At 72.7% G+C, this 11,997-nt stretch carries 11 protein-coding genes; 4 read left to right on the forward strand and 7 right to left on the reverse strand.

All coding sequences use genetic code 11. The features are described 5' to 3' along the window. Positions 1-120: 120 nt before the first annotated feature. Positions 121-1,179: a LacI family DNA-binding transcriptional regulator gene (locus AC0NH5_RS35250; protein WP_474411405.1), complete on the forward strand. Its 1,059-nt coding sequence runs from the start codon at positions 121-123 to the stop codon at positions 1,177-1,179. Between the two features lie 9 nt (positions 1,180-1,188). Here the strand turns inward: AC0NH5_RS35250 and AC0NH5_RS35255 are convergent, their stop codons facing one another. The 4 genes from AC0NH5_RS35255 to AC0NH5_RS35270 are packed head-to-tail and all read right to left on the reverse strand — an operon-like array spanning position 1,189 to position 5,389. Further along, the gene (locus AC0NH5_RS35255; protein ID WP_474411406.1) at positions 1,189-1,788 is read right to left on the reverse strand and encodes a GTP-binding protein; all 600 of its coding nucleotides are present in this window, start codon (positions 1,786-1,788) and stop codon (positions 1,189-1,191) included. Further along, positions 1,769-2,158: a DUF742 domain-containing protein gene (locus AC0NH5_RS35260; RefSeq protein WP_474411407.1), complete on the reverse strand. Its 390-nt coding sequence runs from the start codon at positions 2,156-2,158 to the stop codon at positions 1,769-1,771. The genes AC0NH5_RS35255 and AC0NH5_RS35260 overlap by 20 nt, the downstream gene beginning before the upstream one ends. Further along, positions 2,148-2,570, reverse strand: coding sequence for a roadblock/LC7 domain-containing protein (locus tag AC0NH5_RS35265; protein WP_474411523.1), 423 nt, complete (start codon positions 2,568-2,570; stop codon positions 2,148-2,150). Before AC0NH5_RS35265 ends, AC0NH5_RS35260 begins: the two co-directional genes overlap by 11 nt. After that, entirely contained in the window at positions 2,567-5,389 is a 2,823-nt protein-coding gene (locus AC0NH5_RS35270; RefSeq protein WP_474411408.1) for a sensor histidine kinase, read from the reverse strand. The genes AC0NH5_RS35265 and AC0NH5_RS35270 overlap by 4 nt, the downstream gene beginning before the upstream one ends. A 356-nt stretch (positions 5,390-5,745) precedes the next feature. Between AC0NH5_RS35270 and AC0NH5_RS35275 the strand changes: the two genes are divergently transcribed. Beyond that, entirely contained in the window at positions 5,746-6,438 is a 693-nt protein-coding gene (locus AC0NH5_RS35275; RefSeq protein ID WP_474411409.1) for a hypothetical protein, read from the forward strand. 11 nt (positions 6,439-6,449) lie between these two features. Continuing rightward, positions 6,450-7,436: a hypothetical protein gene (locus tag AC0NH5_RS35280; RefSeq protein WP_474411410.1), complete on the forward strand. Its 987-nt coding sequence runs from the start codon at positions 6,450-6,452 to the stop codon at positions 7,434-7,436. 50 nt (positions 7,437-7,486) lie between these two features. Here the strand turns inward: AC0NH5_RS35280 and AC0NH5_RS35285 are convergent, their stop codons facing one another. Further along, a complete protein-coding gene (locus AC0NH5_RS35285; protein WP_474411411.1) occupies positions 7,487-7,975 on the reverse strand; it encodes a hypothetical protein in 489 nt (162 codons plus the stop codon). Between the two features lie 196 nt (positions 7,976-8,171). Then, positions 8,172-10,157: a M48 family metallopeptidase gene (locus AC0NH5_RS35290; RefSeq protein WP_474411412.1), complete on the reverse strand. Its 1,986-nt coding sequence runs from the start codon at positions 10,155-10,157 to the stop codon at positions 8,172-8,174. A gap of 89 nt (positions 10,158-10,246) precedes the next feature. Here AC0NH5_RS35290 and AC0NH5_RS35295 point away from each other — a divergent pair, with 89 nt between their 5' ends. Then, entirely contained in the window at positions 10,247-10,372 is a 126-nt protein-coding gene (locus AC0NH5_RS35295; protein ID WP_474411413.1) for a hypothetical protein, read from the forward strand. A gap of 205 nt (positions 10,373-10,577) precedes the next feature. On the opposite strand, the gene AC0NH5_RS35300 is transcribed toward AC0NH5_RS35295, so the two are convergent. Next, positions 10,578-11,993, reverse strand: a complete 1,416-nt coding sequence (locus AC0NH5_RS35300) for a beta-N-acetylhexosaminidase (protein ID WP_474411414.1) — start codon at positions 11,991-11,993, stop codon at positions 10,578-10,580. Positions 11,994-11,997 lie beyond the last annotated feature (4 nt).

Genomic DNA, 11,997 nt, shown 5'->3' on the forward strand with positions numbered 1-11,997 from the left:
CCCCCCCCCCCCCCCCCCCCCCCCCCCCCCCCCCCCCCCCCCCCCCCCCCCCCCCCCCCCCCCCCCCCCCCCCCCGCTACCGTGTGGGCAGCGGAGAGGAGCAGTGACCGGGTGCCCAGGGTGACGTTGCAGACCATCGCCGACCGGGTCGGTGTGAGCCGGATGACCGTGTCGAACGCGTTCTCCCGCCCCGATCAGCTCTCGCCCGCCCTGCGCGAGCGCATCCTGGCCGCCGCGCAGGACCTCGGCTACGTCGGCCCGGACCCGACCGCGCGGGCGCTTGCCAAGGGCACCACCGGCGCCGTCGGGATCCTGCTCACCGAGTCCCTGCGATATGCCTTCACCGACCTGGTGGCGGGCGCGTTCCTCGGCGCGATCGCCGAGGAGCTCGCGCCGACCGGCCTGGCCATCACCCTGCTCACCGCCACGGGATCGGACGATCTGATCCCGGCCCGGGACGTGGCGATCGACGGCGCGCTCGTGTACTCCTGCGAGCACACCTCGCCCGCCGTCACCTGGCTGCGCCGGCGCAAGCTGCCGATGGTCTTCGTCGACCAGGACCCGGTGGCGGACGTGCCGAGCATCAACATCGCGGACCGGGCGGGCGCCAGGGCGGCCGCCCAGCATCTGCTCGACCTGGGCCATCGCCGCATCGCTGTCGCGATGAAGGGCCAGTTCGGCGTGCACGGCTTCGTCGACGGCGAGGTGTCCGCCGAGATCGGCGGGCACGCCTCACGCCAGCGATGGCTGGGCTGGCGGGACGCGCTGACACCCGCGGGGGTCGAGCCGGTCGTCGTCCGGCACCGTCTGGAGCAGACCGATGCGGTACGCCGTGACATGCGCACCCTGCTGTCGGCGCCCCCGGGCGAACGCCCCACCGGGGTGCTGTGCTTCTCCGACTCCACCGCGGTGGGCGTCCTGCAGGCCGCCGACGATCTGGGGCTGCGGGTGCCGCGGGACCTGTCCGTCGTCGGCTTCGACGACGGTCCACTGGCGACACAGCTCCAGCCCGCACTGACCACGGTGCGCCAGGACGTGGAGGAGAAGGGCCGGGCGGCCGCGGCCGCGCTCACCGGGGCCATCCAGCAGGCCCGGACCGGCGGGACCGGCCCGGTGCCGCACGTCGAGCTGCCGGCCACCCTGGTGGTCCGGGAGAGCACCGGCCCAGTGCCGGGCTGACCTGGCGATTCAGCGGCGGCCCGCGGACGTCAACTGGCGCCGGGCGACGTATTCCACCAGTTCGATGAGCACGTTGCGGGCAGCGACCTGGTCGCGTGCGTCGAAGAGCACCACCGGCACACCCGGGTCCAGGTCGAGCGCCCGCGCGACCGCCTCCGGCGCGAACCGGTGCTCGCTGTCGAAGCAGTTCACCGCCACCACGAACGGCGTGCCGCGCTGCTCGAAGTAGTCGATCGACGGGAAACAGTCGGCCAGCCGCCGGGTGTCGGCGAGCACCACCGCCCCGAGCGCGCCCTGCGACAGCTCGTCCCAGAGGAACCAGAACCGGTCCTGGCCGGGCGTGCCGAACAGATAGAGCTGGAGGTCCTCGGTGATGGTGATCCGACCGAAGTCCATGGTCACCGTCGTGGTGGTCTTGCCCTCCACCCCGGACACGTCATCGGCGCCCTCGGCGCCGGTGAGGACCTCTTCGGTCTGCAGTGGGCGGATCTCGCTGACCGACCCGACCATCGTGGTCTTGCCCGCGCCGAAACCCCCGGCAATGAGGATCTTGAGGGCGACCGGGATGCGCGACGAGCCGCCGTTGCGGTCAGAGCGCACGGAGTCCATTGACAACCGCCTTGAGTACGTCGACGTCGTGCGGCTGCGTGGCCGCCGGAGGTTCGTACAGCGAGATGAGCCCCGCTGAGCGTAGATCACCGAGGAGCACCCGGACCACGCCGATCGAGAGGTCCAGCTGGGACGCCAATTCAACCACGGAGATCGGTTCCCAGGCGGCAGCGACGATGGCGTGGTGCTCCGGTTGGAGTTGCGGGCCCTGCGGCATGTCCGGGACGGTGGCCACCACGAAAGCGACCAGATCGAACTCCCCGTCCGAGGGAGCGACCCGGCCCTGGGTCATCGCGTACGGACGGACCACCGGCCCCGCATCGTGGTCCAGCCAGTCGTGAGGGGTCACACCCGGCTGCTCAGAGGGCATCGGACGGCGTGAGCGCCGTCCGCTCCGGAGCGCTCATGATCTGCCCGACCCGGGTCACCAGCATCGCCATCTCGTAAGCGATCAGGCCCAGATCGGCGTCGGCGGAGGCGAGGACGGCCAGGCAGGCGCCCTGCCCCGCGGCCGTCACGAAGAGGAAGGCCTCCTCCATCTCGACCACCGTCTGGCGTACCTGCCCGGCCCGGAAGTGACGGCTCGCGCCCTTGGCGAGGCTCTGGAAGCCGGCCGCCATGGCCGAGAGGTGTTCGGCGTCCTCGCGGCTCATCGCCGCGGAGCAGCCGAGCATGAGCCCGTCGGCCGAGAGCACCACGGCCTGCTGCGCGGTTGGCACCCGTTCGACGAGGTCGTCGAGGAGCCAGGTGAGGTTCGCGCTCTGCTTCGTAGTCGCCACTATGTGTCCTTCTCCAGCCTGAGGTTCTCTCCGGGGCCCGCGGCGCGGTCGCCGGGCGCGCCCGCATCGGTCCCGGACTGTGCTCTGTCCCGTGCCGTCGCGACATCGACGAGGGCCGGGAAGGTGACGGTAGCCGCATCGCCGAACGTCGCGGCGCTCGGCTCCTCGGGGTGCCCGTTGCTCGGTTTCTCCGGGTTCGGCCCGGCCGTCGTGGGCGCCGGCTCCGGCGCCGGAGGCACCCGCGCGGCGTCGACGCGGGAGGCGTCGATGCGGCCGCGGGTGGTGCCGAGCTGGAGGGCGCTCATCAGCGTGCGGACCTGCTCCGGGGAGCGCTCCGGCGCCTGCGACTCCGGCTGCACGACGGGTTTCCGCAGCTGCGGAGCCAGGTTCGCCTGCCGGACCCGGCGCGGCAGGTTCTCCAGGGCGGCGGTGTCCTCGTCCAGCTCGGCGGCGGCCGGTTCGGTGTCCGGGAACGCCGGCACCGCCGGGAAGGGGGCCATCGGCGCCGAGTTGCGCGGCACCGACCGTGGCGCCATCGGGATCTCGTCGAGCGGTGCCGGCGCACCGGACCGCTCCAGCGTGGCGCCGTTGGTCCCGTTGGCCTTGAACTGCGCCGCGTGGGCCTGCGCCGCGTGCGGCACAGCGCCGTTGGAGCCGGCCCCGCCGGACAGTGCCGTGACCTCGGCGGGCGGCGACTCGCTCGCGCGGCGGACCCGGCGGCGCTGGACCAGGCCCTCGGCGCTCAGTTCGGCGGCGACCCGGCTCGGCGCGGGGCCGCTGTACTCGGCGGCCTCCGGCTCGGCGGTGACCCCTCGCACTTCTTCCTGGCCCGGCCATGGGAGCTCGGCCGGCGAGTGACGTGACGAGTCCCCGGTGCCCGGACCGGCCGGCGGGCTGTCCCACGCGTGGTCCTTGCCGCTCGGTGCGGCCGGGACCGCCGGGCCGGGCGCCGCGGCCACCAGCTCGCCGGGGATCAGCACGATCGCGGTCACCCCGCCGTACCCGGAGGCGCGCAGCGAGACCCGGATGCCGTGCCGGTTCGCGAGCTGCGCCACCACGAACAAGCCGAGGCGCGCGCTGTCGGTGGGATCGAAGTCCGGCGGCTCGGCGAGCCGGCGGTTCGACTCCTCGAGCTGCTCCGGGGTCATGCCGAGACCACGGTCCTCGATCTCGACGGCGTAGCCGTTCGGCAGGACCTGACCGATCACCTGGACCCGGGTGTGCGGCGGGGAGAACGACGCGGCGTTCTCGATCAGCTCGGCGAGCAGGTGGATCACGTCACCGACCGACCGCCCGGCCAGCGCCGAGGAGGCCACCGAGCGGATGTCGACCCGCTTGTAGTCCTCCACCTCACTGATCGCGCCGCGAACCACGTCGATCACCGGAACCGGGTTTCGCCAGCCCCGGCCGGGCGCGGCACCGGCGAGGATGACCAGGTCCTCGGCGTGCCGCCGCATCCGGGTGGCGAGGTGGTCGACCCGGTAGAGGTCCTCCAGCTCCTGCGGCTCGGTCTCCCGGCGCTCCATCTTGTCCAGCAGGGAGAGCTGGCGGTGCAGCAGCGTCTGGCTGCGCCGGGCGATGTTCAGGAACACCTCGTTGATGCCGCGCCGGACGTTCGACTCGTCGACCGCCGACCGCACCGCGGTCTTCTGCACCTCGTTGAACGCGTGACCGAGCTGCCCGATCTCGTCCTCGCCGTACTCCAGCGGGGGCGTCTCCCCCTCGACGTCGACGGCCTCACCGCGCTGCAGCCGCCGCACCACCGAGGGCAGCCGCTCCGAGGCCATCTCCAGGGCCTCCCGGCGCAGCCGGATCAGCCGGCCGACGATCGAGCGGCCGAACCGCACCGAGACCATGATGGACACCACCAGGGCCACCAGGCCGAGCAGGCCGGCCAGGCCCAGCCAGAGCAGGACGTTGATCGCGATCGGCGTGGCGTCCTGGGCGATCCGCTCGACGGCCCGCAGCTCGAAGGCGGTCAGGTCCTGCGTCGCCCGGTCGTAGACGGGCTGCCACTGCGGGCCGGAGACCGGCGTGGGCCCACCGACGTAACTGTCCCCGATCAGGATGTTCTGCATGTGGGTGAGCTCGAGGAAGGTCGTGCTCATCAGCAGCCGGGAGTAGTCGCCCTGCACCGCCACCGGCATGTCGGCGACACCGGCGCCGAGAAGGTACCGGGAGGTGCTGAGGTACTCCACGAGGTTGCCGCGGGAGACCGCGTCGATGCGTCCCGACGCCGCTGCCGCCGCCATCAGGGCGTCCGCGCGGCTCAGGTACTCCTGGCCGCGGAACGCGCTGATCACACCGCGGACCTCCTTGTCGACCCGCTCGTGGAAGAAGACCGCGGCGGACCGGGAGACGTCGAACCCGGCGTCGACGACCTCGTTGAAATACTTCATCTGGGACAGCACGTCCATGTCCCGGGCATCGACCCGGTCGCGGACCGTGGCCAGCTCGCCGAGGTGCGTGTTCAGCTGGTCGACCGCGTCGCTGACCGACTCGTTCAGGTCGGTGCCCGCGGCCGCCGTGCGGAAGTCCTCGACGGCCCGGTCGGTCGCCGCCCGCTGGGTCGTCAGGTCGTTCAGGGAAGCGGTGCGGGAGGCGACGTAGGCCGCGGCGAAGTGCCGCTCGCGCTGCACCTGCATGATCAATTGCAGACCCGGGTCACCGAGGCTGTGCACCGCGTCACGGGCCGAGAGGAGGGTGAGAGCCGGACCCGACGTCACCACAGTGGCGAAGATCCAGAGCGCGAGCAGGGCCGAGAGCGGCACCGCGACCATCGCGATGATCTTCGAACGGATCGACCAGTTGCGGCTTCTCATCAGGCTCCGCCCGAGGGTTCGGTAGGAAACGATCAACGCCTGGCCAGCGACGACGGGGCGATCAGAATGGGACGGCCGTCGCGCCTGACTCATGCGCTCGGCGAAGGATACGTAATGACGTCCGTCTCAGCCAGCACCGCCCAGTATCAGATGCTGGGCTCGCCGACCGTTTCTCCTGGCAGATTGGCATGCGATCTTTTTGCGAGATCGCCGGGCCCGGGACAGCGCCGGCGCGAATCATGTGCATCGACAAACGCAGACGCACGATCACCACAACCGGCGTACCTTCTCCCCCGGAACGGGATTGGTGTCCGGGGCGTAGTGGGAATACCTCCTGACGAAGAAGGAGGAACCCCATGTCCCCCACCATCACCATCGTCCTGATCGTCGTCGTCCTACTCGTCCTGGTCGCGATCGTCCTCGGCGCCCGGGCCGGGCGGCGCCGCAAGCTTCAGAAGACCTTCGGCCCGGAGTACGACCGGGTCGTCGCCGACACCGGCAACCGCTCCGAGGCCGAGCGCGAGCTGGTCGAGCGCACCAAGCGGCACGCGCAGCTGGAGCTCAAGCCGTTGTCCGCCGAGTCCCGGTCGAAGTACGCGGCGGCCTGGGAAGAGGTCCAGATCCGCTTCGTGGACAACCCCAAGGAAGCGGTCGAGACCGCCGACGAGCTGGTCACCAGGCTGATCGCCGAGCGCGGCTACCCGACCGGCGACTACGACGAGCGGCTCGCGAACCTGTCCGTCGAGCACGCCGCCACGCTGGAGCACTACCGCTCCGCCCACGAGATCAGCCGGCGCAGCCGCAGCGGCGAGACCGGCACCGAGGACCTGCGCCAGGCGCTGGTCCATTACCGCGCGCTCTTCGCCGACCTGCTCGGCGAGAACCCGGTGCAGCACGCCACGTCGGCCACCCCTGACGAGGGCGCCGTTCCCACGCAGCGAACGGCCACATCGGACGAGACCGCGTCCGGCCGCACGGTGGCCGACACTGAGGACACCGCCACCGAACCCGGCGCCGAGCGCTCCCGGCCCGACGCCACCAGCCGCTGAGGAGTTCCACGATGCGCTTCTTCTCGAACGAGGCCAAGGACAACACCGACGAGCACGACGGCGACGCCCGGGCGGAGCAGGACGACCGGGCCGAGCACGCCCAGCCCGGGCACTCGGGGTCCGAGCCGGTCGCAGTGCCGCAGCAGCGGGCCGGATCGCCGTGGCAGCACGGCCCCGCGGACTCGGCCGACCGGCCCGTGGTGGATCCCGCGCCGCAACCGACCGCCTTCGGGGCGTCCACTGTGGGCGGCGCGGTCGCCGCGTCGGCCGCCGCCGGGCCGCACGAGACCGACACCCGCTCGACGGACCGGGTCACCGACGCCGCCTCCGGGGTGGCCGACGACCGGACGGGGTCGCCGGGCGACCGGCCCGGTGACACCGGCCGCACCGACGTGTCCGAAACGGATCGTCCGCACGGTGCGGATGACGAGGGCGCGGGGGCCGGCTCCGAGTCCGGCCACGACACCCGGCTCGACGCCGGGCACCAGGACTCCCGGCGCGACGACAGCCCGGTCGACCTCGCGCTGGAGGACCGGGGCACGTTCGACGACCCGCACGTCACGCCGGACCTGCGCACCGGCGATCGGGAGGCCGCCGGCACGATCCACGACGAGGTGACGGGCGACAAGGCCATGGACGACCGGGCCACGGACGACAAGGTCACGGACGACAAGGGGCCGGAGGTGGTGGCGGTCGCCGTCGCCGAGAAGCCGGCGGCCGAGGAGAAGCCCGCGATCAGCGGACCGGCTCCCTTCTTCCCCACCGCCGACACCGACGCTCTCCGCGAGCGGTGGCGTGACGTTCAGCTCCGCTTCGTCGACGACCCGAAGGGCGCGACAGCGGAGGCCGCCGGGCTGGTGGACGAGGCGGTCGACAAGCTCACCACGGCGCTGCGCGACCACCGCGGCTCGCTGTCGAAGGGCTCCGAGGAGACCGAGGCGCTGCGGGTGGAGCTGCGCTCCTACCGCGACATCCTGGACCGCCTGCTCGGCCTCTGACCGCACCGGCACAAGAAAGAGGGGAGCCGCGGCTCCCCTCTTCGTGCGTCTCAGCCCTGCGGCTCGTCCGTCGGCTCCGGTTCCTCCTCGCCGGCGCCGGCGCCACCGGTCGGGTCCCCGGACGGATCCGGCTCGCCGGTGGGCTCGGTCGATTCGGTGGGCGGGGTGCTGGACCCGCCGGCGGACGGCTCGGCCGACGGCGGCTCCGAGGACGGCGCCGAGGCCGACGGGCTCAGCGGGACCGGCGCGGAGGAACTGGGCCGCACCGAGCGACGGGAGCCGACCGGATCGTTGTCCGGGCGCATCGGCCGGGAGGTAGCCGGCGGAAACGTGTATCGCGTGACGGGATCGGCGTTCTCCGGTGTCTGCCCCGCGCCGGTGCCGCCGAAGTCGAGCTCGGCGCCGGTGTCGTTGTCCGGGAACTGCTCACCGACGGTGGAAGGCCGCTCGTTCGGCGCGAGGTTCACCGTGCCCAACTGGGCACCGAGCCACAGCGCCGGGCCGAGACCGACCGCGACGATGGCTCCGAAAAGCGCCATCGGACCTCGCTCCATGAGCGCCTCCCCGCTTCCAAGACGATCGTCGCGCCTCGTCCCGACCCTGGCTACCCAATTAGGGATAGGTCGAAGCGAACAATCGCCGAGGTTATTGTGACCCAAAGTGACGTAATGGTTGCTCATCCGTCGGGGATGAGACTCTGTCCGCTTCGGGGTACGGGGGACCGCTCGTCCGGGTTCAGCGCGTGCCGGCGAGGAAGACGACCGCGTCGTCCCACGCGGACCATCCGCCCGGCAGCTCCTCGGTGTCGAGGGCCGGGCGCAGCGTCAGGCCGGCACCGTCGCGCAGGCCCAGTGTCCAGCCCTTTCGCCGCCCGGGAAGGGCCGTCACCGACGCCACGTCAGCGAAGGCGACGAAGCGTCCGACGCCCGAATTGCCGGAAGACGCGGCACCATCTCGGGCGGTGGCGGATGCCGTCTCCGAGGACTCCTTCGTGGGATCCGGGGCTTCTTCCGAGGCGGCCGACGGCACCGGGATCCCCTCGGCGGCGATCCGGGTCAGCCGTCGTCTCGCCTCGGCCGCCTTGCCCCGGGGCAGGCCCGGCACCAGATAGAGCCCGAGATCGGTGATCAGCAGATCGGCACGCTCGCCGTCCGCGGAGAGGTTGACCAGCCCGCCCAGCACCTGGGCCCGGGCCGTGCCGTCACCGCCGGCCGGGGCCGCGAGGTCGACACCGATCTTCTCCAGGTACGCCCGGACCTCCCCGACCGTCGCCGGGTCGGCCGCCGCCAGAGCCAACTCGGCGAGGTTCAGGTACGCGCCGTCCGCACCCACCACCTCGGCCGCACCCGTCCAGCTGTGCCGCCACCGGACCACCCCGCTGCGCAGGGCGGCGAGGGCCAGCATCAGGCCGAGCAGCTCGACGATCCGTGCGGTGGTCTCCTCCGGCGTCTCGTCGGGGAACAGCGCGGCGGTGGCCTCCCGCAGCCGGCCGTCACCGGCCAGCTCGAGCACCCGGGCCGGGCCGGGCACCGGTGTCCCTGCGGCCCGCGAGATCGTGGCGAGGGCGGCCTCGGCCTCCCGCTCCATCTCCGCGGTACGCGCCACACTGAGGCACTCGTCCCAGCCGACGACCGTGCGGCCCCGAGGTGGGAAGGCGACCTGCTGCAGCGCCCGTCCGAGGGTCGGCAGATAGGGCACCAGCTCCTCGACCGGCTCCGGCGCCGGCTCAGCGGCAGAATCAGCGGCCGGCTCAACAGCGGGCTCAGCGGTCGACTCGGCAGGAGTCTCAGCGACCGGGCCGCCCAGCGCCGCCAGCCGCTCGGTCAGCGGCGGATGCGTGTCCCACTCCCCCGCCGGTTCCGGCTCCTGGCCGCGCAACCGGCTCAGATCCGCGGCGCGGGCCGCCAGGACTCGCAACAGACCCCCGAACACGTCGTCCGGGACGTACCCCGACTGCCACGCCGGACCCACGTACTCCGCGTGGAACAGCCGCTGCATCGCGGCCAGCGCCGGCAGATCGCGCAGGGCCGCCACCGCCGGGCCGGCACCCGCGTGCTCGGCCGCGAGCCGGTCGGCCGCCAGCTCCTGAGCACGACTGAACGGCGCGTCGATCCGGCGGTAGAACCGCGCGTACGCCCGTAGCACCGCCCCGGCCGGGTTGCGCCGGGAGATCCGCGGCACCAGCCGGCCCACAGTCACCCGGCCCCGGTACGCGACCGGCGCCCACCGGCTCGACCGCGGCGAACCGTGCGCCAGCTCGTGTGCGACCACGGCGCGCACCCGGTCCGGGTCCCACGCCATCAGCAGCGGAAGGCCCAGGTAGAGGTCGCGCCGGCCACCGGCGAGACCCAGCACGCGGACCCGTTCGCCGAGCACCGCGGTGGCGTCCGCGACCACGGTGACACCGTCCGGTGGGCGTACCCCGGCCGCCTCCGCCGCCTTGTCGACGAGCTCCCACAGCCGCGGCGCGTCCGCCCGGGCGATCGCCACCCCGGCCGGCACGCGTGTCCGGGTGTGCAGCGCGCGCCAGGTCGCGTAGCCGAGCGCGCCCACCGTGGCGATGCTCAACGGCACGCCGGCCCGCAGCGCGAAGGCGCTCGGCAGCAGCCACAACAGCGTCCACAGCGCCAGCAGCACCAGCGCCAGCTGGAGTCCCGCCATCACCAGGAACCCGGCCAGCGCGGCAACCGATGCCCGCGCCGCTCGTGCGTCGTTGCTCAAGCCGTCACTCCTCCCCGATCGGGCCCCAGACTAGAGCGCCGGGTGACACCCGGCCGTTCCGCGGCCGCTCATGGGGATGTACGAGCGACATGGCCGACCTCGATCAGACGCTTGCCGTCGCTCTGAAGGGTTACGCGTGGCTGCCCGATCTGCGCAGGCGCGCCTCCGGCGACACGGCGTCGGGCGGGCCGGTGGTGCGGACCCGCGTGATGTGACAGCCCGCCGTGGCCGTCTGCGGGCCGTCTCTTCTACGGCGACGGCAACCTGGAGCGGCACACGGCGCTGCCGGGACCGGTGATCTGGACACTGTTCGGCCGCGGCGCGGTGCACGCCCTCGACGGCGAGGCACACCGGGCCCGCAAGTCGTCCCGTAACCGCGTGTGAAGTTGGGGTCCGAATCGAGCCGCAACTTCACACGGGTCAGGGCCAGTCGATCTCGGTGGAGCGGTGGTAGGCGATGCCGGCGGCGTCCCATCGCGGGCCGAACGCGGCGATCCGGGCACGGAACGACTCCCAGTCCCGGCTGCCCCGCGGCGACCAGCCCACCTCGGCGACGGCCGGCAGCCGCGGGAAGGTCAGATATTGCACGTCGGCCAGGCTGCGCAGCGTCTCCGACCAGAGCGGCGCCTCGACGCCCAGCAGGGCTTCCTCACCCACGCCGGGCAGCCGGTCCGCCGGGTCCCAGTCGTACGCGCGACGCACCCCCACATGCCCCGCCCAGTCCAGGCCGAGCCGGGTGTCCGCGTCGTACTTCATGTCGAGGTAGGTCCGGTCGGCCGGCGCCATGATGATCTGCCGTCCGGCGGCCGCGGCCCGCGCCGTGTTCGGATCCTCCGCCTCCGGCCGCCAGTAGTGCACGATCGCGGTCTCCGGCAGCTCGGCCGCCGCGATCTCGTGCCAGCCGATCGCCCGCTTGCCGTACTTGCCGGGGATCGGGAGCACCCGGGCGAGGAAGGTGCGATAGTCCTCGGGCGGTGTGGAGAGGCACTCGTCGCCGCCGATGTGCAGGTACGGCCCGGGCGTGACGTCGCAGACCGTCCTGATCACGTCCTCGACGAACGCGTACGTCTCCTCCTTGCCGGCGACCAGCGAGCTGTAGCCGACCTCGGCGTCGGTGCGCTGCGTCACCGGGCTGCCGTCGGCGGTCAGTTCCGGGTACGCCAGCTGGGCCGCGTTCACGTGACCCGGCATGTCGATCTCAGGAACGATCGTGACGAACCGCTCGGCGGCGTACCGGACCAGGTCGGCGTACTCGGCCAGGGTGAGGAAGCCCGGGCCGGCGCCGTCCACGCCGGTGCCCGCGCCGCCGCTGACCTCGGTGAGCCGGGGCCAGGACGGGATCTCCAGCCGCCAGCCCTGGTCGTCGGTCAGGTGCAGATGCAGATGATTGATCTTGAACTGGACCAGCACGTCGATGTGCTTGCGCACCTCGTCGGCGGTGAAGAAGTGCCGGGCCAGGTCCAGCATCGCGCCCCGGTACGGGTAGCGCGGCTCGTCCTCGATCACGCCGCCGGGCAGCTCCGGGCCGAGTTGCCGCAGCGTCTGCACGCCCCAGAACAGTCCCTGCGCCGTGCCGCCGACGAGCGTGACCGACTCCGCCGAGATCTCCAGCCGGTAGGCCTCCGGCGCCAGTGAGGCGTCCACGTCGAGACGGATCGCGCCGTCCGGGCTCTCCGCGAGAGACATCACGCCGGCCAGGTACGCGGCGACCCCGGAGGCCGGCGGGACCGCGCTCACCCCCGTACCGGAGGTGATGGTGAAGGTGGTGGCCGGATCCGGCTGCACCGAGGCCGGCAGCGGGATCACATCGCTGAGCTGCTTCGTCTGAGCGCGCACTCTC

It is taken from the genome of Actinoplanes sp. 13, assembly GCF_056134165.1.